This is a genomic window from Streptomyces sp. NPDC043996 (genome assembly GCF_056435225.1).
The window spans coordinates 307,243-334,079 of sequence record NZ_JBWKEY010000004.1 but is presented as its reverse complement, the minus strand read 5'-3'; the positions used below and the strand labels follow the sequence as shown (position 1 = coordinate 334,079).

Genomic DNA, 26,837 nt, shown 5'->3' with positions numbered 1-26,837 from the left:
CGCGGCTGTTCTGCCTTTCCGCCTTCGGGGATTTCTCCGGCGCGCTAGAGTCCGAGACCGCCTACTCCTCGTATTCCCGGAGGATTCCTGATGGAAAGGCCCAACCCGACGAACGATCGTCCTACCGTCCCGCCGTCCGGCGAAGCCGCGACCGCTGGCGCCGAGAGCCCCGCCGCCGAGAGCACCGCCGTCGAGCCCGGGGGCGACGCGGCCGAGGCCGTCGACGGCAGACCCTCGGCGGCCAACCCGCCGGTGTACCGGTCCGTCACCGGCTACGGGAACAACCTCAGCCACCCCGCGCGCGGTGCCGCCGGATCGGTCTTCCTGCGGCGCACCCCCATCGGGTACGCCGACGGCGTGAGCGCCCCGGCGGGCGCGGACCGCCCGAGTGCCCGGGTGGTCAGCAACATCGTCTGCAAGCAGGAGACCGACACCCTCAACGCCCAGCGCCTGACGGACCTGACCTGGATGTGGGGTCAGTTCCTCAACCACGAGTTCAACCTCATCGCCGCCGCGGACCCGCTGGAGACCATCGGCATCCCGGTCCCCGCCGACGACACCGCGTTCCCGCCGGGCAGCCAGATACCGCTCACCCGCTCCGCGTACGACCCCTCCACGGGCCGGAGTCGACGCAAGCCGCGGCAGCAGCTCAACAGCTTCGGCTCGTACATCGACGGCAGCCCGGTGTACGGCCCGGACGAGGGACGGGCCGCGGCGCTGCGCGCCCTCCGGAACTTAGGGCCGGTGGCGGCCTACACCAGCGCCCTGAAGACCGGCACCGGCGTCGACGGGCCGGTCATGCCGCTGAACACGGCCGGGCTCTTCAACCAGACGGTCGGACCGGCGGCCGGGTTCTTCCTGGCCGGCGACGAGCGGGCCAACACCGGATACGGCCTGATGAGCATCCACACGCTGTTCGTCCGGGAGCACAACCGGCTGGCCGCGCAGATCGCCGCCGAGCGCCCCACCGCCAGTGCCGAGCAGGTCTTCCAGCACGCACGCAAGTGGGTCGGCGCGCTGATCGGGTCGATCACCTTCCAGGAGTTCATCCCGGCGATCCTCGGCCCGGACGCGATCGGCCCCTACGACGGCTACGACCCGCACACGGATCCGACCATGAGCGCCGAGTTCGCCACCTTCGGCTTCCGGTTCGGCCACTCGATGCTCTCCCCGGACCTGCTGGTCGTCGACAACGACGGCCAGGTCCTGCAGTCCGTGCCGCACGAGCAGGCGCTGCTGAACATCGGGATCGTCAACAAGTACGGCATCGGCCCGGTCCTCAAGGGCTTCGCGTCACAGGTCATGCAGGAGATCGACGTCTCGGTGATCGAGGCGATGCGCAGCATCCGCTTCCCCGGCGCGCCGCCCCTTGACCTGGTGGCCGTGGACATCCAGCGCGCCCGCGACCACGGCATCCCGGACTACAACCAGTGCCGCGAGGCGTACGGGCTGCCCCCGGTCCGCACCTTCGCCGAGCTCACCCCCGACCCGGCGGTGCGGGCGAAGCTGGCCACCGCGTACGGCGACATCTGCCTCCTCGACCCGCTGATCGGCGGCCTCGCCGAACCCCACGTCCCGGGTACGGCGTTCGGCCCGCTCCTCACCGCGGTGATCGTCGAGCAGCTCACCCGGACCCGGGCGGGCGACCGCCTCTGGTTCGAGAACGACCCGGCCCTCACCCCCGCCGAGGTCGCCGCGGTCAAGAGCACGAGGATGTCGGACGTGATCAGGCGGAACACACAGATCACGAACATCCAGGACGACGTCTTCCACTTGCCGCTCTGACGCCGTCCGTGTCCCGGGCGGGAGCCTTCCGGGCCGGTCAGCCGAGCGTCAGCTCGACCCAGGCGGGCCCCGCGGCGGTGGCCGACGTCGCCGGTTCGACGTAGACGGTGGCCTCGGCCGTGCCGGGCGGGCCCGTGAGGGGGTCCGCCCGGCAGGTGAGCGTGTACCGGCCCGCCGTGGGGGCGCCGAGGGAGAAGCGTCCCTCGGCGTCCGTCACGGCGGCGATGTCCGGCAGCGGCCGGGGCCCGGCGGTGAACAGGACGTGCGCGCCCGCCACCGGTGCGCCCGAGGCGCCACGGACGACACCGGTGATCTCCACTGCGGGACTGCCGTCGCTCATGAGGTCGTGCTCACGCCTTCCAGGCCACGTAGTTGTTGAAGACGGGGGTGGTGAACCGGGTGCCCGAGTTCACCCGTGCTCCGCCGTAGGCGTGGATGGCGAAGCCGTAGCGGTTGTTGTTGTCGATGCGGTAGACGGAGCTTCCGCTCTGCCCGCCTGCCGTGTCGATGTCGTAGTACACCTTGCGCGCGGCGACCGAGTCGATGCCGCGCGCCGCGTACCAGAGTGTCCCCGGCGGCTTGTCGCCCGGATAGCCCGCGATGTTCCCCGTGGTCTTGAGCAGGTCCGAGTCCGACCATACGCCGAAGCCGAACCAGCCCGTGGTGGAACCGATGTTGGAGGGCGTGATGATGGCGCCGTAGTCGAAGTTCTCGTCGCCGTCCCGGGTCCAGCCGAGCACGGAGCGGAAGCTGGTGCAGGTGATGCTGCCGTAGGGCAGCGAGCCGCCGTTGCGCCCGGGCATGACCTGGATGCTCTTCACCCAGCCGTCCCGGCCCGCCACGCCGCTGCCCTTGATGTAGACGCAGTGGCCCGCGGTGGCGAGGGTGTGGGGTCCGAGCAGCCAGCCGGTGCCCTGGTAGCGGGCGTTGTCGCGGGCCGTGATCAGCAGGTAGCAGTGGACGCGCCACGGGTACACGCTGGTGTTGGTGATCTGTACGCGGTCATCGGGCCCGTGCACCGTCTCCGGGGCCGGAGGCGGGGGGCCGAACGACGCCTCTCCGATGTCGGGCAGCACGGCGGTCGGGGCCGTCCAGGCCTCCGGCCCGAAGTGCTCGGGGCGCCGATAGCCCTCGATGTGCTCCAGGCCCTCACCGGTGGAGTGCTGGGGCTCGCCTTCCGTGCCCTGGGAGGGCGGTTGCAGGACCGTCTCCTGTTCGGCGGCCAGCGTGACGGTCGCTTCGTCGGGTTCGTTCGTCACTGCGGTGTGCGGGTCTTGCGGCATGCTGGATCACCCGGCTTCCCTGAGAGGTGCGCTGTGATGCCTTCCTGGACGCCGCGGCCGCAACGTTTCGGGTCAATGCCCCTTCTACTGCCGCCGGACAAGTGCGGCAATGAGCCTTTTGCGCCGACCACTCGTCGGCGCGCGTCCGCCGCCCGGCGCACGCCGCGTACGCCGGTGGCGGACTCCCGGGGCCCATGTGGCGGCCACCGTGCCGCACGCCTCCGCACTCCCACGACGAACGCCCCGGGCCGGGTCCCAGAGGCACCGCTTCGTCCCGGGCGTCCCATGGGTGGCGGGGGCGGGTGGGGAGATCTGTCCGTGGGCCGCGGGCTACCGTGGCGTGGTGGCCTTCACCCGGGGCGAAGGCCTGGAGGGCTGGAGGGGCTGGACGGCCGGAGCGAGGGTGGAGATGACGACGCGTCTGAACGCGGTGGTGACATGGGTCGACGCACGCGAGCGACTGCCTCGCGCGGGTGCGCCGGTGGCGGCGGCGATCACGGGGCGGTATCCGGCGGAGAGCACAGCCGAGTCAGATGAGTCTGCCGAGTCTGATGAGCCTGCCAAACCCGGTGAGCCCTGCGAGCCTGAAGAGTCCAGTGATCCCAGTGACTCCGGCGAGGCGCTGGGTGAGGAATTCTGGCTGGTGCGGCCGATGGTCTTCATGACGCTGTACTGGAGTGAGAGCGGGACGGAACACAGAGACTGCTTCGTCGACTCCGACGGGGTCGTCCGGCTGCCGTACGGCCTCAACAGCGAGGAAACGGTGACTCACTGGGCGGAGCTGCCTACGCTGCCGGGCGGGCGGACGCATGGCGTCCTGGGGGACGACGTCCGGCCGGGTCTCGAAAACGCGTGGGGCCTTCGCCCGCCTTCCTGACCCCCAGCCCGCCGCCGTCAGTCGATGATCGGGCCGCCCGCCGACCAACGCTGGCCAGGAGGCCGCTGATGACCGGACTCCAGCGGCTTGCCGTCCGCGTCGACGACCGCGTAGTCGGCGACGAACTTGAACGGGTCACCGTCCTCGTAGAGCCACACGGTGACGCAGCCCTTCGCGACCGCCGTCTCGAACAGGACGCCGACCCCGTCCACCTCGGAACGGACGGTGAACGCCTCTCCGGGCCGCATCCAGAAGTCCTCGAGGTACGGCTCGATGAAGAGACAGAGCGCGATGTCGCCTTGGTTCTCTATCGACATGCTGCTGCGACCCATCGGCCCCTCCCCAAGATCGCCATCCCCCGTACGCCGACACCTTAGCCGCCGCGGTCTCCCGCGCGGATCGTTCGGGCGGCGCTCGCGAGCGGCTGCCGCGAGAGTGCCCAGAGGCGTCGCCCTGCCAGGCGCCGAGGCAGTGCGGAGCCTGTTCCGCGCACCTTTAGGTAACCACTCACTATTTAGTGCGTACTTGAGAGATGGTGCGACGGACATGAAGGTGAAGGGGACGGCACATCCGCGTACGCACGGCACATCCGAGTACGCGGCGCACGAACAGGAGCAAGGGTGAACAACGCGGCAGCAGTCACCGTTATCGGCCTCGGTGAGATGGGACGGGCCCTGGCGGACGCGCTCATCTCCACGGGGTATCGCACGACCGTGTGGAATCGCAGCGCCGCCAAGGCCGACGAACTGGTGGCACGTGGTGCTCTGCGCGCCGAGACGGTCGAGGAAGCCCTGCTCGCCAGCCCGCTGTCACTGGTGTGCCTGCTGGATTACGACGTCGTGGACTCGGCTCTCCGGCCCGCTGCCAAAGCCCTGCGCGGTCGGACCCTGGTCAACCTCACCAATGGCACACCCGCCCAGGCCCGGGAAACCGAAGAATGGGCGGTGAGCCAGGGCGCGGCGTATCTGGACGGCGGAATCATGGCCATTCCGACGACTGTCGCGACGCCGCAGGCATTCGTTCTCTACAGCGGCCAGAAAGCACCTTTCGACACGCACAAGGAGACCTTGAGCGCACTGGGGGCGGCCACATATCTGGGCGCCGACGCCGGGATAGCCGCGCTGTACGACCTGGCGCTGCTGAGCGCGATGAACGTGATGTTCGACGGCTTCTTCCACTCGGTCGCGATGGCCACCTCGCACAAGGAAGGCAGCGCGGCCGGTTTCACGGAGCTGCTGGTGCCGTGGCTGACGAACATGGCCCAGGTGATGCCCGCGTTCGCCGCCGACATCGACTCCGACGCGGAGCCGGTGCTTTCCCAGGGCCTCGACGTGGTCCTGGCGAGTGTGCGCAACATGGCACAGGCCTCCCGCGACGCGGGCGTGCGCGCCGACCACTTCGAGCGCTCCGTGGCGGCGCTGGAGCGGCAGCGGGCCGAGGGGGTGACGGCCTACACGGGTCCGGCGGCGGTGCGAGTTCTCAGGAGCTCCCACTGACCGTGGGCCGCTGTGTCCGCCTCGCGGCGAATTCGCCGTCCCGCTGCGCGCCCGCGTCCGTGTCCCTAGGCTGACACCGAGGGCAAGACGACCTGGGGGAGGGCGTGCCTCATGGGGGCAGCGGGCAGGGGAACGTCAGTATGGAAGGCGGGAGTCAAACGGCTCCTGGGACGTGTGGGATTCGACATCGTGCGCAGCACCAACAACCGGGGCGGCGTCGACGACTTCATCCCGTTCGAGGCGACGATGCGGGCCGCGCGGGCGGCCGGGCTCTCGGTCGGGGACCATATCGACACGGTCATGAACGGGACGCCTGGCGCGACCCAGTCCACCATCGACGAACTGCGCGCTCTGGGCGTGTTCGCCGACGACCCGGACACGGTCCTTGAGATCGGCCCCGGGTCCGGACGGTATCTGGAGAAGACGCTGAAGGAATGCTCACCAGGCCGCTACGAGATCTATGAGACGGCGCAGCCATGGGCGAACTACCTGGTGGACGAGTTCAGCGTGATCGCCCAGCCGACCGCGGGCTGCAGTCTCGCGCCCACGCCCGACGGCAGCGTGGACCTCGTCCAGGCCCATAAGGTCTTCAACACCGTGACGTTCCTCTGCGCCTCCCGCTACTTCTTCGAGATGGCGCGCGTGACACGACCTGGTGGCCGGATCGTGTTCGACGTCATGACGGAGACCTGTCTGGATCCGGCCGCGGTGCGCGCCTGGGCGACGGAGGGCGAGGCGGGGCACGGCTCCTATCCGGCCGCCATGCCCCGCGGGACCTGCGTGGACCTCTTCGCGACCCTCGGCTGCAGCCTGGAGGGCAGCTTCCTGGCGCCCATGGGCGTCGCCTCCACGGAGGTGCTCGTCTTCGCGAAGGCCGCTTGACGCCAAGGTCAGGGGCGCTGCCCTGGCGGCAGGTAGTACGGGCGGTTGTGGGCGGCCACCGGGGGAGACTGGTAGGTCCAGGCGCCGACGGCCGGTGTCGCGTCGCCGAGGAGGGTGTGGAGGTCGCGGCCGAGGCCGTCGAGCGGGCTGTGGGGCGTGAGGCGCGTGCGAGCGGAGTGTGCGGAGGCGGCCAGGTCGTACCAGCGGTAGGGCTGGTAGACGTTCATGGGACCGGCGAGCAGGCGCCCCTCGCTGTCCGTGCCGTAGCCGGTGATCGGGGCGGAGTTGGCGGCGACGGCGGTGAGGCCGTCCAGCTCGGCGGTGAGGTCGAGCAGCGGTCGCGGGTCCCTCTCCAGGGTGTCGTCCGGGCCGATCGCGGCCGCCTTGCACCGCACGGTCCAGGTCTCGCCCGCCGGTCCGTTGAGGGACGGCAGGCCGACCTCGAACCAGCCGGGGTGCTTCGGTTCGGCGTAGAGCTCCTGCCCTGCCCTGATGGCGAACGGGTTGTCGCACACGACGTGGAGGCGGGCGATGCCGAGGAGCTTCGTCTGGTCCCAGCCTTGCGCGTACTGGGCGTAGGTCAGCCGCGGCAGCCGGTCGGCCTCCGCCGTCGGGAACGCGATGACGTTGAACTCGATCTCCTGGGTGACGCCGCCGCCGAACGCGTACTGCGCGAAGTACAGCTGGTAGTTGAGCGAGACCAGGGCCCGCCCGTCCTCGAAGGCGGCCGCGGTCAGGTCCGGGTGGTGCTTGGCGAGCAGGTCGCGGACCGGGCCCGGGTCGGCCAGCCAGTCGATGCCGAGCTGGTGCAAGGCCCCGTAATGGAAGGGAAGTTGGAACGGGGCGGGTACGGGCGGCAAAGGCAGGGGGGCGGTCATGCTGAGGCTCCTGGGGTCGGGGGCGTCCCGTCGGTCGCGGGGGGTGCCGGGGGCGGGGCGAGGGCGGCCGGGCGGTCGCGGGCCGCGAGATCCGCCTCGACGCGCTCCGCGCTGCGCAGGGCGAGCGCGGCCATCGTCAGCGTCGGGTTGGAGGTGGCCACCGAGGGCATGCTGCCGCAGCCGACCGCGTACAGACCGGGGTGGTCCCAGCAGCGCTGCCACGCGTCGACCACCGACGTGGCCGGGGAGTCGCCCATGATGTGGGTTCCGGCGGCATGCCCGGCGCCGCGGTAGCCGTACGTACGGCCGCCGTGCTCGAAGCGGCCCGGCCAGGCCGCCACCGGCGCGTAGTCCGTGTGGTCCTCGGCGCCGAGCAGCGCGAAGATCTGGTCGGAGACCGCGCGGGCCGCCGCCATCCCGTCCTTCACGTGCGCGTCGAGGTCGTACGTGACGAGGGGGCGGGGCAGGCCTAGGCGGTCGCGCTCGTGCGGGTGCAGGGTGACCCGGTTCGCGGGGTCGGCGCCCTGTTCCATCTCGAACTGGAGGGCGAACTGGCGGCGGACCCGGTCCCCGACCGCCCGCCGCAACTCGGTCCCGAACAGGCCCCGTTCGGTGAGGAAGTGGTGCACGTCCGCGTCGACGGACCCCTTCGCCCAGACCCAGCCCCACGCCCCGAGCTCGACGCGGAACGGCGCCCGGAGGCGGCGCGCCGCGCCGCCGCGGAAGCCCTCGAATCCCGAGACCGAGCCGGGGCCCCGGTACGGCCCGGCGTCCTCGGGCAGCAGGCCCCAGGTCAGCAGGACCGGATGGTCCATCAGATTGCGGCCCACCTGGCCGCTGCGGCCGCCGAGCCGGGACAGGAGCAGGAGCCGGGCGTTCTCCACGGCGTGCGCGGCGAGCACGACGACATCCGCGTGGGCGACGGACACCTCGCCGTCGTGGGAGTGGTACTCCACGCCCGTGGCGTGCCCCCGCCCGTCGACCAGAACGCGGCTCACCACGGACTGGTCCCGGAGCGTCACGGTCGCGCTCCAGCGGCCCTGCGTCTTGAGCGGGGTGTACTTCGCGTACGAGGGGCAGTGCGGGACGCAGCTCGCGTTGCCCACGCACCGGCTGTCCGGGGCGTCCCGGCCGTCCCGCCCGCGCGGCACATAGCCCCGGCCACCGTCGTAACGGGGATCGGGGACGCCATTGCGCGCGTGCGGGGTGCCGACCACCCTCAGCTCGACCTCGTCCAGGGAGACCGGGTCCTTGACGCGGCGCCCGTCCAGGCGGGCCGAGAGGAGCCGGTCCACACGTGAGGCGGGCAGGGCGCGCATGGGGAACACATAGCCCTCGGGGAAGGGAAGGCCGACGTGCTCGCGCTGTTCGCCGGCATCGGCGGCCACCCCCAACTCCTCCTCCGCGGCCCGGTAATGGGGCTCAAGATCGGCGTACGAGAGCGGCCAACGGCGTCCGTACCCGAAGGACTCGGTGTCGAAGTCCTCCGGGAGCATGCGGGGCGCGAGGCCGGTCCAGACGTTGCCGGTGCCGCCGTTGACGCGGACGTAACCGCTTGCGTACGGGAGCGGGCCGTCCTGCAGCAGATGGCCGGCCGCCCGGAAGGCGGGCGTTCCCTCCGTGCCGGAGAGGTCCGTCACCTCGGGCCAGGGGGCCGCCGGATCGGCGCGGTAGGGGGAGCCGGGCACCTTGGCGGCGGCCGTGAGGTAGGCGGCGAGGCGGTCGGTGGCCGGTTCGTGAGCGCCCTCGCCTGCCGCACCGGCCTCCAGGACCAGGACCCGTCGGCCGTGCCCGCCGAGCCGGTGCGCGACGAGCGAGCCCGCGACACCGGCGCCGACGACGATCACGTCGTACCGCGTCACGCGCCGCTCCCCACGGCCCAGTCGCCCGGCCCGGACCGGTCGCCCGCCCCGCTCCAACTCCCGTACCCGCCAGGCGCCGTGGCGGGCGCCTTGAGACCGGCCGCCTTCCACACCAGGCCCTCGGCGTACGCGCGCGCGGACACCACGACGGGCGGCGGGCCCGGCCAACTGCCCGTGTACCAGAGGTACGTCACCGCCCGGGCGGCCGCCCGCAGCTCGGCGTCCATGGCGTCATCGGGATCCCCCAGCTCGCACAGCAGCCGCGCGTACCGCTCTAGACCGAGCTGTTCCGCGGCGACCGTCCGGTACGCCTCCGTCAGGCCGGTGGCCTCCAGGGCGGCCGTGTCGAAACCCGTCAGCCGCGCCGACAGGGCGGTGAAGCAGGGTAAGTCGTCCGCGCTGGAGCGAGGTGAGTCGTCTGCGGTGTGCACGCGATCATCGGTGCCCAGCGGTCCGCCGGTCCATGCGTGGCGCCTGGGGAAGGGCTTGATCGCGACTGCGCGCTGGCGCCGCGCTCGTCGTTAGGCCTCGCGGGCCGGACCGCGTCCAGTCGCAGGGCCTTTCCGCCCCTCGGGCCTGGGCAGGACCGCCAGTGCGGTGTCCGCGATGTTCCGCAGCATAGCGCTTGTGCGGGGAGCGGCCCATGGCGACGATCTGGCGGAGACGTCGGCGGACGGGGACAGGCGCGGCAGGCGCACCAGCGGCGTCTCCGGGGCCAGGCCGGCCTTGCCGACCGCCTCGATGCCGCGGACCACCGTCAGCAGCAGTTCCGCCAACCGCTCCGGATCCGCGGCGCTGTCGATGTCGCCGTGGCGCTGGGCGGCGCTGATCTCCGTCCGCAGCAGCGTCAGCAGTGCCGTCATGGTCTCGGCCGACCGTTCGGCGACCGTCGGATCGTGCTGGGCCAGTTCCGCCGCGCCCTTGGCCAACAGGCACCCTCGGCGCTCGGTGTCGGAGGCGGTGTTCTCCGCCATGAGGTGTACGTATCCCGAAAGCCGGGCCATGGCCTGCGCGTCCGGGCCGCCTGTCAGCCGCCCCTCGGCCACCTCGACGACCGCGGTGCACCAGTCGCCGAACACCCGGTGGAACAGCTTGCCTTTGTCGCCGAACGCGCCGTACAGGCTGCCCTTGCCCAGGCCGGTCGCCCGGGCGATGTCGTCCATCCGGGTGCCCGCGTAGCCAGTCGCCCAGAACTGTTCCCGGGCCTGCTCCAGGACGTGGCGTTCGTCGAATGCGCGTGGTCTCGGCATGATCTCAGCCTAGCCATTCTTGACTCGATCGTCCATAACTGCCTACGTTGTGGACGATCGATTCCATAACCGAAGGGGTCCGACATGGCGGGCGTGCTGCACGAGAAGGTGGCCGTGATCACCGGAGGGACCAGCGGGATCGGGCTTGCCATCGCCCACCGCTTCGTCCGGGAGGGCGCACGGGTCTTCGTGACCGGCCGGGACGTCGGCCGTCTCGAAGCGGCGGTCAAGGAGTTGGGCCCCGCGGCCACCGGCGTACGGTCCGACGTCTCGGTCCTGGCCGACCTGGACGCGCTCTACGCGCGGGTCCGCGAGCAGGCCGGACGCATCGACGTGCTGGTGGCCAACGCGGGAATCGTCGCGGACGCCGCGCTGGGCGATCACACCGAGGCGAACGTCGACCTGACGCTCGCCGTCAACGTGAAAGGCCCGCTCTTCACCGTTCAGAAAGCGCTTCCGCTGCTGGCGGAGAACGCCTCCATCCTGGTCATCGGCTCGAGCAACAGCGTGCGCCCCAACGGGCATCTGGAGGTGTACAGCGCCTCGAAGGCGGCGGTGAGCAACCTCGTGCACAACTGGGCCCGGCAGTCGCGGGAGCGCCGATTCCGGGTCAACGTACTCAGCCCGGGGCCCACACGGACCCCTGGCCTGCTGGGCGCCGCGGGGCCGGACGTCGACCAGTTCGCCGAGGCCGCCGTACCCCTGGGGCGGCTGGCCGACGCCGAGGAAATCGCCGAGGCCGCCCTCTTCCTGGCATCGGACGCCTCGTCGTTCGTCACCGGCGCCGAACTCTTCGCCGACGGCGGCTACACGCGGGCCTGAACGACCCGGCGACAGCGGCTCCGCCATCGGTGCCGCCATCGACGGCTCGCGCCCAGACCATCGATCCGACGGCGCACCCGGCAATTGTCGAACTGCTGACGAAAGTCGGTGAGTTGACCGGCTTCAGTGTCCTCTGCAACACCTCGCTCGACTATTCAGGGTCCGGGTTCATTAACCACGGCAGTGACCTGACCGCGTACGGCGAGCGACACGGTTTTGATGGATGCGCCGTGAATGACGCCTTCGTTGCCCCGCGACGGTAAGGGGCCCGCCGCCGCTGCCGTGCGTGCGAGTGGGCCCCAGGCGGGTGTGCCGAACTGGGCTCAGTAGGCGGTCTGTCACGGTCGGCTGGGCGCTGCCGCGTGCGGGCCGCCCGCTGGGCGGTGGACCGGTGCGGTGTGGCCCGTTAGCGGTAGCGCGCGGTCCGCTCGGCGTAGACGCGCTCCGTCACCCTGCCCCGCCGGAGGGCGTCAATCGGGCCTGGGAGCGGTTCGGTTGCCAGTTCGGACGGGCCTTGGGGAGCCCGGTGTCAGTCACCCAGAGAGCATGCATCGTCACAGGTCACACGGTGTGTCCCTGTCGTTACGTCAGCTGTGGGCGGTGACCGGCTGGTGGATCAAGTCTCAAAGCTTGGGCACGAATTGCACACACCCCCTCTACATACTGACCTCGATGGTCTAAATTGACCGTGCTTCAGCTGCTCGTACGCGAAGCAACCAATGATGATCTATGGGTTCGGCGCTGCGGACAGCTGGCGGCGGCGTCCCTGGCGCCATATGTGGGGGTGATCATTCCTGGGGCCCGAGCAAGGGCTTCGGGCGCGGGGAGCGCCCGGGGTTCGACGGGTTTCCGCGTGCCTCGAGAGTCCGGCAGGACCGCGCGTCCGCCGCGACCGGGGTGGGGTGTTCAACCAGCGCTGAAAGAGCGGGACGTCATGCGCGGAGGGCGCGGACGTCCCGGGGGGAGGAACGGCGCGGCGCGGGGGGCTTGGCCTCTCGCGGAAAGCACAGTGTGACGCGAGCACGTCGAGCTACTGGTGACCTGGGGGGGTTCTGTGCAGCAGGGGGAATTAGCGAGCCCGTTTCCGTCGGCGCGCGGGCGTCTGGCGAACGGGGAGATCAGCCAGCCCGCAATTGACTGGGAGCAGCGGTACCGTCGTACCGTCATTATCAGCGATACCGTGGCCACGGCTTTTGTCGTGGCGTCGATCGGCATTTTCTTCGGGGCCCGGGACGCGGCCAACTGGCATGAGAAATGGGGAATTCTCGCATTCGGCACCGAGCTCCTCGTCTTGGGAGCACTCGCGGTGAGCCGGGCGTGGGCTCCGGCCGTGCTCGGCCAGGGCGCCGAGGAATTCCGTCGGCTCGGACGTTCACTGTTCACGGCGGTCGTCGTCCTCGCGCTCGGCGGGATCGCCCTCACCTCGCGCAACATCAAGCTCTGGATCTTCGTCGCGATCCCCGCGATCGCGCTCACCACCATGACCGCCCGGTATCTGCTGCGCCTGTGGCTGCACAAGCAGCGGAAGGAAGGCCGGTGCCTGAGACCGGTGCTCGCCGCCGGGAGTCTGGCCACCGTGCTCGACCTGATCACCCGGGCCCGCAAGTTCCCGCACCTGGGCTGGCGGGTGGACGCGGTGTGCACGACGGACGGTCACGGTCTCGACGGCGACCAGCTGGACGGCGTTCCGGTCGTCGGCCAGCTGGCCGACGTCGCCAGCCACGTCCGTCGCGACGGCTACCGCGTCGTCGCGGTCACACCGGACCCGCACTGGTCGCCGGACCGCCTGCAGCGCCTTGCCTGGAACCTCGAGGGCAGCGACGCCGAGATGGTCGTGGCCCCCGTCCTGATGGAGGTGGCGGGGCCGCGGCTGCACGTCGACGCGGTCCTCGGGATTCCCCTGCTGCGGGTCAGCATGCCGACGTTCACCGGGGGCCGCAGGGTGGTCAAGGCGGTCGTCGACCGCCTCGGCGCGGCGATCCTGCTGGTGCTGTTCGCGCCGCTGATGGTGCTCGTCGGGCTGCTCGTCCTCGTGGACAGCCGCGGCGGGGCGTTCTACCGCCAGCGCAGAGTCGGCAAGGACGGCCGCGAGTTCACCATCTACAAGTTCCGCACCATGGTCTCCGGGGCCGACCGGGCGCGGGCCGAGCTGGCCCACCGCAACGAAGGCGCGGGACTGCTGTTCAAGATGCGCAGGGACCCGCGGGTCACCAGGGTGGGAAGCGTGCTGCGCCGGTACTCGATCGACGAGCTGCCGCAGCTGTTCAACGTACTCACCGGATCGATGTCGCTCGTCGGTCCGCGGCCGCCGCTGCCGGAGGAGTCCGCCGCCTACGGCCCGGACATCCGCCGACGGCTCCTGGTCAAGCCCGGGCTCACCGGCCTGTGGCAGATCAGCGGGCGCAGTGACCTGCCGTGGGAGGAGGCCGTCCGCCTCGACCTGCGGTACGTGGAGGACTGGTCGCTCGCCCTGGACACGGTGATCTTGTGGAAGACGCTGCGTGCGGTGCTCCACGGACAGGGGGCGTACTGATGCGCGGGGGGACGACGTCCGGCCGGCGCGCGGACCGCGGGCCGACCGGGCCCGCCTGGGGGAGGGGAAGGGCATGAGAGTCAGCGTCTTCGGGCTCGGCTACGTGGGCTGCGTGTCGGCCGCGTGCCTGGCCAGCATGGGGCACGAGGTCATCGGGGTGGACGTGAACCCGGTGAAGGTCGACCTGGTCAACGACGGCAAGGCCCCGGTGGTCGAGGAACGGATCGGCGAGCTCATCGCCGACGTCGTGCGAACCGGTGCGTTACGCGCCACCGACGACGTCCGCGAGGCGATCATGGGCAGCGATGTGTCCCTGGTCTGCGTGGGCACGCCGTCGGAGCCCAACGGCAGCCTGTGCACCACGTACTTGGAGCGGGTCACCGAACAGATCGGCGCCGTGCTCGCCGAGGGCGGTGAGCGGCACACCGTCGTGTTCCGCAGCACCATGCTCCCGGGCACCTGCCTGAACCTGCTCGTGCCGATCCTGGAGAAGTTCGTCGGCGGCACGGCCGGGGTGGACTTCGGGGTCGCGGTCAACCCGGAGTTCCTGCGCGAGGGCACGAGCGTGCGGGACTTCTTCGACCCGCCCAAGACCGTCATCGGCGAGCTCGACGCGGCGAGCGGCGACGCGGTGCGGGCGCTGTACGACAGCCTGCCCGGCGAGGTGTTCCGGGTGCCGGTCCCGACCGCCGAGGCGATCAAGTACGCGGACAACGCGTTCCACGGCCTCAAGATCGGCTTCGCGAACGAGCTGGGCGCGGTGTGCCAGGCGCTCGGCGTCGACTCGCACCAGGTCATCGACGTGTTCCTGGCCGACCGCAAGCTGAACATCAGCCCCGCCTACCTGCGGCCCGGCTTCGCCTTCGGCGGCTCCTGCCTGCCCAAGGACCTGCGCAGCCTGGTCCACGCGGCGCGGCGGGCCGACGTCTCGGTGCCCATCCTCGCCCACGTCCTGCCCTCCAACGCCGACCACCTGCAGCGCGCGGTGGACCTCGTCGAGCGCACCGGCAAGCGCCGCGTGGGGATGTTCGGCCTCTCCTTCAAACCCGGCACCGACGACCTCCGCGAGAGCCCGCTCGTCGAACTGGCGGAGAGACTCTTCGGCAAGGGGTACGACCTGCGGATCTACGACCCCAACGTGAACGTATCGCGGCTGCTCGGCGCGAACCGCGAGTACATCGAGACCCGTCTTCCGCACCTCGCGCAGCTGCTCGCGGACTCCGTCGACGAGGTGCTCGCACATGCCGAGGTGTGCCTGGTCGGGACCAGGGAGCCGGACGTCATCGCGGCACTGCCGCATGGCGAAGGACCGGTGATCGTCGACCTCATCCGCCTTCCCGACGCCGAGGCGCGTCGGACTGAACCGGGGTACATGGGACTTGCTTGGTAACACGACCAGCTCAGACCGGCCGGGCCGGAGCGCGCTGATCCTAGTGGAGAACCTGTCGGTGCCGTTCGACCGGCGGGTGTGGCAAGAGTGCACGACGCTGCGCGACGCGGGCTGGACGGTGCACGTCATCTGTCCCCGGGGGGAGAAGCGGGACACGGAGCCGGAGGCGGTGATCGACGGGGTGCGGATCCACCGCTACCCGTTGCGCGCGGCCACCGGAGGACCGGCCGGCTACCTGCGGGAGTACGGATCGGCGCTGTGGCACACGGCCCGCCTCATCCGCAAGGTCGGCCCCGTACACGTGGTGCACGCCTGCAACCCGCCCGACCTGCTGTTCCTTTCGGCGCGGTGGCTCAAGCGGCGCGGCGCGCGGTTCGTCTTCGACCAGCACGACCTGGTGCCCGAGCTGTATCTCTCCCGGTTCGGCCGCGGCGAGGACCTGCTCTACCGCGCCGTGTGCGCGCTGGAACGCATGACCTACCGGGCCGCGGACGTCGTGCTCGCCACGAACGAAAGCTACCGGGACGTCGCGGTGCGCCGCGGCGGGCGACGGCCCGACGACGTCTTCGTGGTGCGCAGCGCGCCCGCCATCGAGCGGTTCCAACCAGTGCCGCCCGAACCGGAGTTGAAGCGCGGCAAGCCCCATCTGCTGTGCTACCTCGGCGTCATGGGACCCCAGGACGGCGTGGACTACGCCCTGCGGGCCCTGGCCAAGCTGCGCGACGAGCTCGGGCGGAGCGACTGGCACGCGGTGTTCGTCGGCGCGGGCGACGCCTTCGACGCGATGGTGGAGCTGTCCCGGACCCTCGGGCTCAGCGAGCGGGTGCAGTTCACCGGGCGCGTCCCCGACGCCGACCTGGTGCGCTACCTGTCCACCGCGGACGTGTGCCTTTCCCCCGACCCGCGCAACCCGCTGAACGACGTGTCGACCATGAACAAGGTCCTGGAGTACATGGCGATGGGCCGCCCGATCGTCTCGTTCGACCTGAAGGAAGCGCGGGTCTCCGCCGGTGACGCCGCCGTCTACGCGCCCGCCAACGACGAGGCCGCGTTCGCCCGGCACATCGCGCGGCTCCTGGACGACCCCAAGGAGCGGGCCCGGATGGGCGAGATCGGCCAGGAGCGGATCAGCGGGCCGCTGTCCTGGCGGAACTCGCAGGCGGCGCTGCTCGCCGCGTACGCCGCGGCCTGCCGTGAGCGCACTCCGGTGGCCGCGGGCGGCCGGGCCCGCACAGGGTGGAGGCCGCGCGGTTGAGCGAGGACACGATTCGCCTGGTCACGATCGGGCGGATTCTCCATCGGAGATGGCGGCTGCTCGCCGTCGTCACTGTCCTTGGCGCGCTCGTCGGGTACGGCGTCTCGGTGCTGTTCCCACCGCGCTACACGGCGTCGGTGTCGGTGCTGCTGCCGGGGCAGTGGGAGGAGCGCGAGCTGCTCACCCAGGCGGAGATCGCGACCAGTTCGTCGGTGGTCGACCGCGCGGCCACCTCGCTCGGCTGGAAGGGCGTCAGCGGCGCCGACCTGCGCGAGCGCGTGAGCGCCAAGGCCACCGACGGGAACATCATCAAGATCTCGGGTACGGACCACACCCCGGACGGCGCGCAGCGGCTCTCCGACCGGGTGGCACAGGAATTCGTCACCTTCTCCGCCCGGATCGCGGGCGACGGCAGCGACTCCGACGCGGCCACGGGGCCCGAGGCCCTGCGCAAGAAGGTGGCGCAGACCAACCGCCGCATCACCGAGCTGGCCAACGCGGCCGACCCGGGGCGGACCGTGGAGAGCGTGCAGGCCCGCACCGAACTGGAGAAGCTGCGCACCGCGCTGCAGGAGGCCATGAAGAAGCTGGACGAGACCGGGGGCGCGACCAGCAAGGCGGGCATGGTCGTCATGGGCCCGGCGCCCCGGCCGACCGGCGAGGCGCCGCCGACCAGGACGCACCTCGTCGGCGGCGGGGCGGCGCTGTTCCTCCTCGTCGCGGTCATCGGCCATCTCGCCGCGGCCCGGGTCAACCGCCGCCCGCGCACCGAACCGGAGATCGCCGCCGCCCTTGGCGCGGAGGTCCTCGGCACCGTCGACGTCCCCGACGAGCGGTCCGCCCGCCCCCGAGGCGGTGGCCCGCGGGCCTGGCTCCGCTGGCTGCTCGGCGTCGACACCCGATGGGACCTGCCGATGCCGCGGAGCTCCGGCGACGAGGCCAGCAGACGCGTCCGCTACCGGCGGGTGTGCGCGCGGCTCCGGGAGGAGCTGGCGGCCCCTCGGCGGCTGCTCGTCGTCGTACCGGACGGCGACGGCATCGCCCGCCGGGCCGCCGGGCAGCTCGTCACGGAGGCCAACAGCGATCCGGTGCTGCGCCTTGTGGACGTCTCGCTGTCCCAGCCGATGGTGCCCGACCGCGACACCGAGTCCGGTGCCCTGATCGTGCTCAGCGCGGGCAGCTGGACCTCGGGGGAACTCGCCGGGATCGCCGAGGCGTGCGCCGACGGCAGACATGAGGTCGTCGGCGTCGTCATCGCCGGCACGGTCCGGGCCCGTACGACGAAGGCCGCCGGCCAGCCTCCGGAGAACGCCGACCTGGCGCTCGCGGGGCGCGGCCAGGCGACAGGAGGTTCTGTGTGACGACGAGCACGACTTCGGAGTCGACGGCCGCGACTCCGCTGCTGGACCTGCAGGCGCTGGTGGTGGCGGTGCGCAGACGCCGCCGTCTGTGGTGCCTGCTGGCGCTCCTTGGATTCATGGCCGGTGCGGCGCTCGCCGTCCTGAAGCCGCCGCCGCCGACCGCGATGACCAAGATCCTCGTCGCGCACCAGGAGGACCAGCCCAACGACACGGGGACCCTGATCCGCACCGACGCCGAACTCCTGAAGACCACGCGGATCGCGAGCCAGGCCCTGCGGGCCCTGAAGTCAGGGGAGAACCCCGAGGACTTCATGGGGGACTACCGGGGCAGTGGCGTGACCAACAACCTGCTGCGGATCGATGTGACGGCGGACAGCGACGCGCAGGCGGTGGCCCGGGCCAAGGCGCTGGCCGACGCGTTCGTCGCCGACCATGTGCGGCGGATGCGGGAGACCGCGAAGGCCGAGGCCAAGGCCCTGCTCGAGCAGCGCGACCGCATGCGCAAGGAACTCGTCCAGGTCAACGAGGAGATCGGAGGCGGACCGCAGAGGAGCGGCCCGAAGGAGTCGGCGCGAACGGAGTCGCTCTTCGCCCGCAGGGCCGAGCTCAGCTCGCGGATCGCCGACTTCAACCAGCGCGCCGAAGAGGCACGCGTCGGCACGCCCCGGCTCATCGCGGGCACCCAGATCGTGGACTCCCCGCGCGCGGTGCGCCACTCCGTGGCCAAGGCCGCCGTGACCAACTCCGGGATCGGGCTGGTCCTCGGGCTCGTCCTGGGGATCGCGGTGGCCGCGGTCGGCTCGGTGGTGGCGGACCGCCCCGTGCTGCGCCGCGAGATCGCGGCGAACCTGGGCGCCTCGGTCATCGCGGAGCTGCGCCGGGTGTCCCGCCGACCGGCCGGGCGGTGGCAGCTCAGACGGACCCGGGCGGCAAGGACGCGGCTCACCACCACCCTGGCCCGCGCCGTGCGCGGCTCCGCGGAACCGGTGTCGCTGCTCGAACTGGGCTGCGCGCGCGCCGCGAGCGCGATCGCCCTGGACGTCGCCAGGACACTGGCGGAGGACGGGCCCGTGGTCATCGTCGACGGTCTGCCCGGCGCGCACCTCGCGGGCCGCCGCGAGCGGCCGGGAGACCCGGACGTGGTCGACGGCGAGGCCGCCGCGGCCCTGCCGCAGCAGACGCGCAGGCTCGGCGTCGGCTCGGTCGCGCCCGGCACGGCCTGGACCGACCTGCGGTTCCTCGGCGGCCAGACCGTGCTCGTCGTGCGGGCCGGGCACGGCAGCGCCGCCTGGCTGCACACCGTGGCGCGGCAGCTGGCGGAACAGGACATCCCCGTGATCGGTGTGGTGCTGATCGAACCCGATCCGCGGGACCGGACCGACGGCACCCTGTGGGACGGGCCGCACACCGCGCTGCGCGGCCCGCACCAGCGCCTCGCCCGGCAGAACGGCACGGGCCAGCGGCGCACGGAGCGGCCGCCGGTGCCGGCCGCACGGGTACCGAACAGCGACCAGGAGGCGCGGTAGCACATGTGTGGCATCGCAGGCACGTACCGATGGCCGGACGGGAAGGTCGTCACCGACCGGATCACCGAGACCCTCGCCCACCGCGGCCCGGACGGGGCGGGCCGCTACAGCCACCCCGCCGGCGACGGCGAGGTGCACCTCGGGCACCGCCGCCTGGCCATCATCGACCTGTCCGAGACCGGCGCCCAGCCGATGGTCTCGGGCGGTCTGGCCCTGACGTACAACGGTGAGCTGTACAACGCGCCCGAACTGCGGGCCGAACTGGCCGCCGCCGGGGTGCGCTTCCGCGGCACCTCCGACACCGAGGTGGTCCTGGAGGCCTGGCGGCGCTGGGGCACCGACTGTCTGCCCCGCCTTCGCGGCATGTTCGCGTTCGGGATCTTCGACGAGCGCACCGGTGAACTGGTCCTGGCCCGGGACCAGTTGGGCATCAAGCCGCTGTTCCTGCTGCGGCGCGGCGGGGGCCTGGTGTTCGCCTCCGAGCTCAAGGCGCTCGCCGCCGCCACCGGCGGGACGCTGGAGGTGGACCACGCGGCGCTGGTGGCCTCGCTCCTCTACTACTGGGTGCCGGACTCGCGCTGCGCGTACCGCGAGGCGGAGAAGCTGCCGCCGGGGAGCTGGCTCAGGTGCCGGGCCGACGGCCGGGTGGAACGCGGCCGGTACTGGCACCTGAAGGACGTCGCCGCCGAGGGCCGGGAGCGGGCCCGCGACGGCGAGCTGCCCGATCTCGCGGCCATCGTCGAGGAGTCGACGCGGCAGCACCTGCTGTCCGACGTGCCCGTGGCGACGTTCCTTTCCGGCGGTCTCGACTCCAGCTATCTGACCGCCCTCGCCGCCCGCCACCAGCCAGGGATCTCCGCTTACACGATCGGATTCCGCGCCGAGGACGCCAAGTTCGAGGCGATGCCGGACGACCTGCGCTACGCCCGGCAGGTGGCCGAGCGGTTCGGCGTCGACCTGCACGAGATCGAGATCGCGCCGAACGTGCTCGACCTGCTGCCGCACATGACGTACCACCTGGACGAGCCGATCGGCGACCCCGCCGCCATCAACACCTATCTGATCTGCCAGGCCGCCCGGGAGGCCGGGGTCAAGGTGATGCTGTCGGGGATGGGCGCCGACGAGCTGTTCGCCGGATACCGCAAGCACCTGGCCAACGTGCTCGCGCTGCGCTACCAGCGCGTCCCGCGGCCCCTGCGGCGCGGGCTGTCCAGGGCCGTGGACCGGCTGCCGGTCGCCACGGCACGGCGGGGGTACCGGTCGGTGCGCTTCGCCAAGCGGTTCCTCTCCTTCGCCGACCTGCCGGAGGAGACCGCGTTCCGGCGCAGCTACACCATGTACGACCAGGACGAACTGCTCGCCCTTGTCGATCCGGACCTGGCGGGCACGGTCGATGACGTACTGACCGAGCACGCCGACGTCTACCAGGACAACGACCTCGACGACTTCGTCAACCGCATGTGCCTGGGCGACGCCCGGATGTTCCTGCCGGGCCTGAACCTCACCTACACCGACCGCTCCAGCATGGCCGCCTCCACCGAGGTGCGGGTGCCGTACGTGGACGTCGAGGTGGTCAGGGCGGCGTTCGCCGTGCCCGGCGAACGCAAGATCGTCGGACGGCAGGGCAAGGCCGTCCTGAAGGAGGCGGCCACGTCGGTCCTGCCCCGGGAGATCGTGTACCGGCCCAAGGGCCTGTTCAGCGCTCCGCTGCGGGCCTGGATGAGCCGGGACCTCGCGCCGCTGGTGCGCGAGGTGGTCAACGACGGGGTGCTGGTGGGCTCCGGTCTCCTCCGCCGCGACGCGCTCGCGCGCATGGTCGCCGAGGACGCCGCCGGGCAGCGGGACTTCTCCAAGCACCTGTGGCATGTGCTGACGCTTGAGTACTGGTATCGCGGCGCGACCTCCGGGTCCGGGCAGAACGCTACGGCGTAGAAACAAGGGGACTTCGGTGAAACAGGTTGTGCAGAACTACAAGAGCGGCGAGTTGGCGGTCCTCGACGTGCCGGTGCCGGGGTGCAAGCCGGGCGGCGTCCTGGTCAGGACCGCCTACTCGCTGATCTCCACCGGCACCGAGATGATGAAGGTGTCCGAGGCCGGGATGTCGATGCTCGGCAAGGCCCGCTCCCGTCCCGACCAGGTGGCCAAGGTCATGCAGAGCGTGGCCACCAACGGGCTGCCCGCCACCTACCGCAAAGTGATGGGCAAGCTGGACTCCTACACGCCGCTCGGCTATTCGCTGTGCGGGGTCGTGGAGCAGGTCGGCGCCGGGATCGACGACGTGGCGGTCGGTGACCTGGTGGCCTGCGCGGGCAACGAGCACGCCCTGCACGCCGAGCTGAACTGGGTGCCGAAGAACCTCTACACCCCGGTGCCGGACGGCCTCGCGCCGGGGCACGCCGCGTTCGGCACCGTCGGGTCGATCGCGCTGCAGGGCGTCCGCCAGGGCGAGCCGCAGCTCGGCGAGGTGGCCCTGGTCATCGGCCTCGGCCTGATCGGGCAGCTGGTGGCGCAGCTCCTGACCGCGTCGGGCGTCCGCGTCGTCGGGGTCGACCCCGACCCGGCGCGCTGCGAACTCGCGCTCCGTCTGGGCGCCGCGGCCTGCGGCGATCCCGCCGACGCGGCCGTGGAGAGCGCCGTCGCCGAGCTCACCGACGGCCACGGCGTGGACCAGGTGTACTTGGCCGCGGGCGGCGCCAGCAACCAGCCCGTGGAACTGGCCGCCCAGCTCAGCCGGGACCGCGGCCGGGTCGTCGACATCGGCAAGTGCCGCCTTGACCTGCCGTGGAACGCGTACTACGAGAAGGAACTCGACGTCCGGTTCTCCCGCAGCTACGGCCCCGGGCGCTATGACCCGGAGTACGAGCTCCAGGGGCGGGACTACCCGATCGGCTACGTGCGCTGGACCGAGCGCCGCAACCTGGCGTGCTTCCTCGACCTCGCCGCGCGCGGCCGCGTCGACGTGGAGCCGCTGGTCTCCCACATCGCCGACTTCGACGACGCCGTCGAGACGTACCAGCGCCTGAAGGACGGCGACCTGAAGGCCGTGGCCGTGCTGTTCCGCTACCCCGAACACACGGAGGAGGCCAAGGCCCCGGAGGTGGCCGTGCCCGTGGTGAAGCCGCGCGTGCGCGGCGTGTCCACCCCGGCCCGGGCCAGCGCGGCGCCGGTGCGGCTCGCGTTCGTCGGCGCGGGCAACTACGCCACGTCGATGCTCCTTCCGCACCTGGCCGAGCGGGACGGCGTCGAGCTGTCGACCGTCGTCACCACGACGGCCCTCTCCGCGGCCAACGCCCAGCGGAAGTTCGGCTTCGCCGAGGCCACCACCGACCTCGACGCCGTGCTCGGCGACAAGTCCATCGACGCGGTGTTCGTGGTCACCCGGCACAGCTCGCACGCCGACCTGACCCGCAAGGCGCTCCTGGCGGGCAAGACGGTGTTCGTGGAGAAGCCCCTGGCCCTTGACCAGGACGATCTCGCCGGGGTGCTCGCGGCGGTGGAGGAGTCCGGCAACGACCGCCTCCAGGTGGGCTTCAACCGCCGGTTCGCGCCGCTCCTGCGCGAGGCCAAGCAGCGCTTCGGCGCCCGCAGCGGCCCGGCGAGCCTGCGCTATCTGGTCAACGCGGGCCGGTTGCAGCACGGCAGCTGGTACCTCCAACAGGGCACCGAGGGCTCGCGGTTCGCCGGTGAGGGCGGACACTTCATCGACACGGCGAGCTGGCTGCTCGGGGCCGACCCGGTAGCGGTGTACGCCACCGCCCCGTCCGGCACCGAGGACCTGCAGGTCGTGCTCCACTACCCGGACGGGTCCGCCGCCACCATCAGCTACGTCACCAGCGGCCCGGCCAGCCTCCCCAAGGAGACCCTCGACCTGGTCGCCGACGGCCGCGCCCTGCGGCTCGACGATTTCGTCCGCGCCTCGGTCTACGGCCGCAAGCGGTGGGTCAGCTCGCGCCTGCCCAAGGCCCGGGACAAGGGCCAGAACGCCGAACTGGCCGCGTTCATCAAGGCCGTGCGGACCGGCGGGCCGATGCCGGTGCCGCTGGACTCCCTGGTCGCCACCACGGCCGCCACCCTCGCCGTCCAGACCGGGCTTGCCAGTGGCACGCCGGTGACGTTGGCGAGGACGCGATGACGGTGAGCTCGGGGAGCGCGGGCTGGTACCTGCGGCGCTTATCCCGCATGGGACCGCGGGAGATCGGCGGCCGGGTCAGCGACACGGTGCGCAGACGGCGGTGGCGGTCGGCGCGGCCCCACTGCCCGACCGTGAGCGGCGCCCGGTTCACCGCGGTGCTGCCCGCGGGCACGCTCGCCGCCGTGCCCCCGGACGCCGCGAAACGCCTCGTCGCCGAGGCCGACCGGCTCCTTGCCGGGCACGTCGAGTACTTCGGCGTCGACCGCGACGACCTGGCCGACCCCGACTGGTGGCGCGACCCGAAGACGGGGCGCCGCGCCCCGTGGGGCTACGCCTTCGACGTGCCCTACCGCGACGAGGACGCGGTCGGGGACATCAAGCAGATCTGGGAGCTGTCCCGGCACCAGTACCTCACCGTGCTCGCCGCCGCCTACGCGGTCACCAGCAACGAGCGGTACGCCGAGCGCGTGGCCGCGCACCTGCGGTCGTGGTGGGCGGCCAACCCGCCGCTGCGCGGCGTGCACTGGATCAGCGGCATCGAGCTGGGCATCCGGCTGCTGTCCTGGGTGTGGATCCGCCGACTGCTCGACGGCTGGCCGGGCGCGGCCGCCCTGTTCGAGTCCAACCCGGTGGCGCACCACCAGATCTGGCACCACCAGCGCTGGCTCGCCGCCTTCCCCAGCCGCGGTTCCTCGGCGAACAACCACGTCATCGCCGAGGACGCCGGGCAGTTCGCCGCGGCCTGCGCGTTCGGCTGGTTCCCGTCCTCGGCGCGCTGGCGGGACGACGCGCTGCGCTCCCTGGAGCGGCAGCTGCGCGCCAATACCTACGCCTCCGGCCTCAACCGCGAGCTGGCCACCGAGTACCACGGACTCGTCCTCGAACTCGGCCTGGCCGCGGTGGCCGAAGCGGACGCCGCCGACGTGCCCGTGCCCGCCTCGCTGCGCCTGATGCTGCTTCGGATGACCGACGCGCTCGCGGCCATCGTGGACAACCGGCTGCGGCCGCCGCGCCAGGGAGACGCCGACGACGGCCACGGTCTGGTCGTGGACGGCACGGGCACCAACCGCTGGGCCTCGCTCCTGGCCACCGGTGACGCCGTGTTCGGCCGACTCGACTGGTGGCCGGACGTGACCGGCGGCGATGTGCGCACCCCGCTGCTCGCCGCGCTCATCCGCCCGTACGGCAAGGACGCGACCGCGTCGGGCACACGGCGCCCACCGAGCCGACCAGGGCACTTCGCGGACGCGGGCATGACGATCCTGCGCGGTCCGGGGGAGATCTGGTGCCGCTGCGACGGCGGCCCGCACGGCTTCTTGTCCATCGCCGCGCACGCGCACGCGGACGCGCTGTCCGTGGAGGTCCGCCACGACGGCGTCGAGGTGCTCGCCGACCCGGGGACGTACTGCTACCACGGGCAGCCCCAGTGGCGGCAGTACTTCCGGTCGACGCTCGGCCACAACACCCTGGAGCTGGACGGCGGCGACCAGTCCGTCTCCGGCGGCCCGTTCCTGTGGACCCGGCACGCCCGCACCCGCGTCCTGGCCGCGGAACCGGACGCCGAGGGCGTGGCCCGCTGGAGCGCCGAACACGACGGCTACCAGAACTCCGTGCACCGCCGCCGGGTGGAGCTGACGGCCGCGAGCCACGAACTGCGGGTGGTCGACGAGGTGCGCGGGCCGCGCCGGGCCGTGCGCCTGGCCTTCCACCTCGGCCCGGCGATCGCCGCGGACCTGATGGGCGACTGGGCCGTGCTCACCTGGACCCGCGACGGCGAGGTCCGCTCCGCGGTGCTCGACCTGCCCGGGGAGCTGACCTGGCGGGCGCACCGCGGCGAGAGCGAGCCGCCGCTCGGCTGGTACTCCGCCGGGTTCGGGCGCAAGGAACCCGCCACCACGCTGGTCGGCACCGGCTTCGCCGACGGCGCGCAGGGGTTCACCACCGTACTCAGGTTCCGCGGCTAAGGGGGCGCGTGGTGATGACGTGGCGGCACTGGGGGGTACCGGCGGCGGCGCTGGCGCTTGTCGTCCTTGCGGCGACCGGCTGCGACCGCGCTCCGCAGGCGCGGCCGGAGCCGACCACCGGGCCGTCCACGTCCACGGCCCGGTCCCTGGCCCGGGTGTGCGCCAAGCCCGCGGCCGGTCCGGCGAAGGCACCGGCGGGCGCGGTGACCGTCGACCCGGCGGTGGTCGGCGACCTGGCCGAGAAGACCAAGGACAACCCCCCGAACACCACCTTCTGGCTGGCGCCGGGCAAGCACCGGCTCGAACCCGAGCGCTACGCCCAGGTGATGACCAAGCAGGGCAACCGCTACCTCGGCGCGCCGGGCGCGGTGCTCGACGGCCGCAAGATCAACCAGTACGCGTTCAGCGGCACCGCCCGCGACGTCACCATCCGCCATCTGACCGTGGAGCGCTTCGTCGCGCCGCACGACGAGGGCGTCGTCAACCACGACATGGCCGACGGGTGGGTCATCGAGCACACGAAGATCCAGTACAACTCCGGCGCCGGGCTGATGGCCGGGGCCCGCCAGCGGGTCCGCGCCAGCTGCCTGCGCGACAACGGACAGTACGGAATGAACGCGTACAAGACCGGTGACTCCATCCGCGGACTGGTCGTCGAGGGCAACGAGATCGTCGGCAACAACACCGACGACTGGGAGCGGCGGCGGCCGGGCTGCGGCTGCACCGGCGGCATCAAGTTCTGGGCCGTCAACGGCGCCGACATCCGCGGCAACTGGGTGCACGACAACCGCGGCGTCGGGCTGTGGGCGGACAACAACAACAACGACTTCCGCTTCGAGAACAACGTCCTGGAAGCCAACGACGGTGCCGCGCTGATGTACGAGACCAGCTACAACGCGGTCATCCGCAACAACACGATCCGCCGCAACAACTGGGTGCAGGGCCGCACCTCCGCCGACCGGGACGACGACTTCCCGCACGCGACCATCTACATCTCCGAGGCCGGTGGCGAACCACGGATCAACGCCCGCACCAGCAAGATCGAGATCTATCGGAACGTCCTTGAGGACAACTGGAACGGCATCACCCTGTGGGAGAACGCCGACCGGTTCTGCAACAGCCCGGCCAACACCTCCACCGGCTACTGCACCTTGCTGGTGAAGGACACCGACCGCTGCGCGCGCCCGGGCATCACCACCCAGCCGCTCTACGCCGACTGCCGGTGGAAGACCCAGCGCGTGGACATCCACGGCAACCGCTTCCTCCTGGACACTGCCGTCGTCAAGTGCGCGGCGGAGTGCGGCCGCATGGCGGTCCTCGCCAACTACGGCACCTATCCCAAGTGGTCGCCGTACAAGGGCAAGCGGGTGGCCGACGCGATCACCCACAAGCAGCGCAACCGCTGGCACGGCAACGTCTACCGCGGGCCGTGGAGCTTCGTCGCGGGCGACCCGGGCCGGAAGCTCACCTCCGGGCAGTGGCAGAGCACGCCCTACCGGCAGGACGCGGGCAGCACCTTCGACACCCAGGCCGGTGCTTGA

Annotated in this window: 22 protein-coding genes; 15 read left to right on the top strand and 7 right to left on the bottom strand. The window is 71.7% G+C overall.

The window, feature by feature from the left end:
- Positions 1-90 precede the first annotated feature (90 nt).
- Positions 91-1,785, top strand: coding sequence for a peroxidase family protein (locus AC07A4_RS12325; protein WP_478596580.1), 1,695 nt, complete (start codon positions 91-93; stop codon positions 1,783-1,785).
- Between the two features lie 37 nt (positions 1,786-1,822).
- Here AC07A4_RS12325 and AC07A4_RS12320 read toward each other — a convergent pair whose 3' ends face one another.
- Both AC07A4_RS12320 and AC07A4_RS12315 read right to left on the bottom strand, forming a co-directional pair.
- Positions 1,823-2,125, bottom strand: a complete 303-nt coding sequence (locus AC07A4_RS12320; RefSeq protein WP_478596578.1) for a carboxypeptidase-like regulatory domain-containing protein — start codon at positions 2,123-2,125, stop codon at positions 1,823-1,825.
- 10 nt (positions 2,126-2,135) lie between these two features.
- The gene (locus AC07A4_RS12315; protein ID WP_478596576.1) at positions 2,136-3,068 is read right to left on the bottom strand and encodes a trypsin-like serine peptidase; all 933 of its coding nucleotides are present in this window, start codon (positions 3,066-3,068) and stop codon (positions 2,136-2,138) included.
- Positions 3,069-3,477: 409 nt separating this feature from the next.
- Here AC07A4_RS12315 and AC07A4_RS12310 point away from each other — a divergent pair, with 409 nt between their 5' ends.
- A complete protein-coding gene (locus AC07A4_RS12310) occupies positions 3,478-3,945 on the top strand; it encodes an AQJ64_40280 family protein (protein ID WP_478597497.1) in 468 nt (155 codons plus the stop codon).
- A gap of 17 nt (positions 3,946-3,962) precedes the next feature.
- Here AC07A4_RS12310 and AC07A4_RS12305 read toward each other — a convergent pair whose 3' ends face one another.
- Positions 3,963-4,277 carry a hypothetical protein gene (locus AC07A4_RS12305; RefSeq protein ID WP_478596574.1) on the bottom strand — a complete coding sequence of 105 codons (315 nt, stop codon included), beginning with the start codon at positions 4,275-4,277 and terminating at the stop codon, positions 3,963-3,965.
- Between the two features lie 288 nt (positions 4,278-4,565).
- Here AC07A4_RS12305 and AC07A4_RS12300 point away from each other — a divergent pair, with 288 nt between their 5' ends.
- Both AC07A4_RS12300 and AC07A4_RS12295 read left to right on the top strand, forming a co-directional pair.
- Entirely contained in the window at positions 4,566-5,441 is an 876-nt protein-coding gene (locus tag AC07A4_RS12300; protein ID WP_478596572.1) for an NAD(P)-dependent oxidoreductase, read from the top strand.
- A gap of 111 nt (positions 5,442-5,552) precedes the next feature.
- Positions 5,553-6,323, top strand: a complete 771-nt coding sequence (locus AC07A4_RS12295; protein ID WP_478596570.1) for a methyltransferase domain-containing protein — start codon at positions 5,553-5,555, stop codon at positions 6,321-6,323.
- 8 nt (positions 6,324-6,331) lie between these two features.
- On the opposite strand, the gene AC07A4_RS12290 is transcribed toward AC07A4_RS12295, so the two are convergent.
- From AC07A4_RS12290 to AC07A4_RS12275, 4 genes are all read right to left on the bottom strand, one after another.
- Positions 6,332-7,201, bottom strand: a complete 870-nt coding sequence (locus AC07A4_RS12290; RefSeq protein ID WP_478596569.1) for a hypothetical protein — start codon at positions 7,199-7,201, stop codon at positions 6,332-6,334.
- Positions 7,198-9,063 (bottom strand): FAD-dependent oxidoreductase, encoded by a 1,866-nt coding sequence (locus AC07A4_RS12285; RefSeq protein ID WP_478596568.1) that lies wholly within the window; start codon positions 9,061-9,063, stop codon positions 7,198-7,200. Before AC07A4_RS12285 ends, AC07A4_RS12290 begins: the two co-directional genes overlap by 4 nt.
- Positions 9,060-9,494, bottom strand: a complete 435-nt coding sequence (locus AC07A4_RS12280) for a hypothetical protein (protein WP_478596566.1) — start codon at positions 9,492-9,494, stop codon at positions 9,060-9,062. Before AC07A4_RS12280 ends, AC07A4_RS12285 begins: the two co-directional genes overlap by 4 nt.
- Positions 9,495-9,584: 90 nt before the next feature.
- Positions 9,585-10,313, bottom strand: coding sequence for a TetR/AcrR family transcriptional regulator (locus AC07A4_RS12275; RefSeq protein ID WP_478596564.1), 729 nt, complete (start codon positions 10,311-10,313; stop codon positions 9,585-9,587).
- A gap of 84 nt (positions 10,314-10,397) precedes the next feature.
- Between AC07A4_RS12275 and AC07A4_RS12270 the strand changes: the two genes are divergently transcribed.
- The 11 genes from AC07A4_RS12270 (at position 10,398) to AC07A4_RS12220 (ending at position 26,837) form a co-directional block, all read left to right on the top strand.
- Positions 10,398-11,135, top strand: coding sequence for an SDR family NAD(P)-dependent oxidoreductase (locus AC07A4_RS12270; RefSeq protein WP_478596562.1), 738 nt, complete (start codon positions 10,398-10,400; stop codon positions 11,133-11,135).
- 29 nt (positions 11,136-11,164) lie between these two features.
- Complete coding sequence (locus tag AC07A4_RS12265; protein ID WP_478596559.1) at positions 11,165-11,398, top strand: carbamoyltransferase C-terminal domain-containing protein; 234 nt, start codon at positions 11,165-11,167, stop codon at positions 11,396-11,398.
- Between the two features lie 791 nt (positions 11,399-12,189).
- Positions 12,190-13,668, top strand: a complete 1,479-nt coding sequence (locus AC07A4_RS12260) for a sugar transferase (protein ID WP_478596556.1) — start codon at positions 12,190-12,192, stop codon at positions 13,666-13,668.
- Between the two features lie 73 nt (positions 13,669-13,741).
- Positions 13,742-15,058, top strand: a complete 1,317-nt coding sequence (locus tag AC07A4_RS12255; protein ID WP_478596554.1) for a nucleotide sugar dehydrogenase — start codon at positions 13,742-13,744, stop codon at positions 15,056-15,058.
- A complete protein-coding gene (locus tag AC07A4_RS12250) occupies positions 15,048-16,313 on the top strand; it encodes a glycosyltransferase family 4 protein (protein ID WP_478596551.1) in 1,266 nt (421 codons plus the stop codon). The genes AC07A4_RS12255 and AC07A4_RS12250 overlap by 11 nt, the downstream gene beginning before the upstream one ends.
- Positions 16,310-17,674 carry a Wzz/FepE/Etk N-terminal domain-containing protein gene (locus AC07A4_RS12245; RefSeq protein WP_478596549.1) on the top strand — a complete coding sequence of 455 codons (1,365 nt, stop codon included), beginning with the start codon at positions 16,310-16,312 and terminating at the stop codon, positions 17,672-17,674. Before AC07A4_RS12250 ends, AC07A4_RS12245 begins: the two co-directional genes overlap by 4 nt.
- Positions 17,671-19,200 (top strand): Wzz/FepE/Etk N-terminal domain-containing protein, encoded by a 1,530-nt coding sequence (locus AC07A4_RS12240; RefSeq protein ID WP_478596547.1) that lies wholly within the window; start codon positions 17,671-17,673, stop codon positions 19,198-19,200. The genes AC07A4_RS12245 and AC07A4_RS12240 overlap by 4 nt, the downstream gene beginning before the upstream one ends.
- A 3-nt stretch (positions 19,201-19,203) precedes the next feature.
- On the top strand, positions 19,204-21,132 hold the full coding sequence (asnB, locus tag AC07A4_RS12235; protein WP_478596544.1) for an asparagine synthase (glutamine-hydrolyzing): 1,929 nt from the start codon (positions 19,204-19,206) through the stop codon (positions 21,130-21,132).
- 16 nt (positions 21,133-21,148) lie between these two features.
- Positions 21,149-23,332 (top strand): bi-domain-containing oxidoreductase, encoded by a 2,184-nt coding sequence (locus AC07A4_RS12230; protein ID WP_478596541.1) that lies wholly within the window; start codon positions 21,149-21,151, stop codon positions 23,330-23,332.
- A complete protein-coding gene (locus AC07A4_RS12225) occupies positions 23,329-25,296 on the top strand; it encodes a heparinase II/III family protein (protein ID WP_478596538.1) in 1,968 nt (655 codons plus the stop codon). Before AC07A4_RS12230 ends, AC07A4_RS12225 begins: the two co-directional genes overlap by 4 nt.
- A gap of 14 nt (positions 25,297-25,310) precedes the next feature.
- On the top strand, positions 25,311-26,837 hold the full coding sequence (locus AC07A4_RS12220) for a right-handed parallel beta-helix repeat-containing protein (RefSeq protein ID WP_478596536.1): 1,527 nt from the start codon (positions 25,311-25,313) through the stop codon (positions 26,835-26,837).

Excerpts from the sequence above, each read along its gene's own strand:
- AC07A4_RS12325 (WP_478596580.1), top strand. The coding sequence starts at position 91 with ATGGAAAGGCCCAACCCGACGAACGATCGTCCTACCGTCCCGCCGTCC.
- AC07A4_RS12320 (WP_478596578.1), bottom strand. The coding sequence starts at position 2,125 with ATGAGCGACGGCAGTCCCGCAGTGGAGATCACCGGTGTCGTCCGTGGC.
- AC07A4_RS12315 (WP_478596576.1), bottom strand. The coding sequence starts at position 3,068 with ATGCCGCAAGACCCGCACACCGCAGTGACGAACGAACCCGACGAAGCG.
- AC07A4_RS12310 (WP_478597497.1), top strand. The coding sequence starts at position 3,478 with ATGACGACGCGTCTGAACGCGGTGGTGACATGGGTCGACGCACGCGAG.
- AC07A4_RS12305 (WP_478596574.1), bottom strand. The coding sequence starts at position 4,277 with ATGGGTCGCAGCAGCATGTCGATAGAGAACCAAGGCGACATCGCGCTC.
- AC07A4_RS12295 (WP_478596570.1), top strand. The coding sequence starts at position 5,553 with ATGGGGGCAGCGGGCAGGGGAACGTCAGTATGGAAGGCGGGAGTCAAA.
- AC07A4_RS12290 (WP_478596569.1), bottom strand. The coding sequence starts at position 7,201 with ATGACCGCCCCCCTGCCTTTGCCGCCCGTACCCGCCCCGTTCCAACTT.
- AC07A4_RS12275 (WP_478596564.1), bottom strand. The coding sequence starts at position 10,313 with ATGCCGAGACCACGCGCATTCGACGAACGCCACGTCCTGGAGCAGGCC.
- AC07A4_RS12270 (WP_478596562.1), top strand. The coding sequence starts at position 10,398 with ATGGCGGGCGTGCTGCACGAGAAGGTGGCCGTGATCACCGGAGGGACC.
- AC07A4_RS12255 (WP_478596554.1), top strand. The coding sequence starts at position 13,742 with ATGAGAGTCAGCGTCTTCGGGCTCGGCTACGTGGGCTGCGTGTCGGCC.
- asnB (WP_478596544.1), top strand. The coding sequence starts at position 19,204 with ATGTGTGGCATCGCAGGCACGTACCGATGGCCGGACGGGAAGGTCGTC.
- AC07A4_RS12225 (WP_478596538.1), top strand. The coding sequence starts at position 23,329 with ATGACGGTGAGCTCGGGGAGCGCGGGCTGGTACCTGCGGCGCTTATCC.
- AC07A4_RS12220 (WP_478596536.1), top strand. The coding sequence starts at position 25,311 with ATGACGTGGCGGCACTGGGGGGTACCGGCGGCGGCGCTGGCGCTTGTC.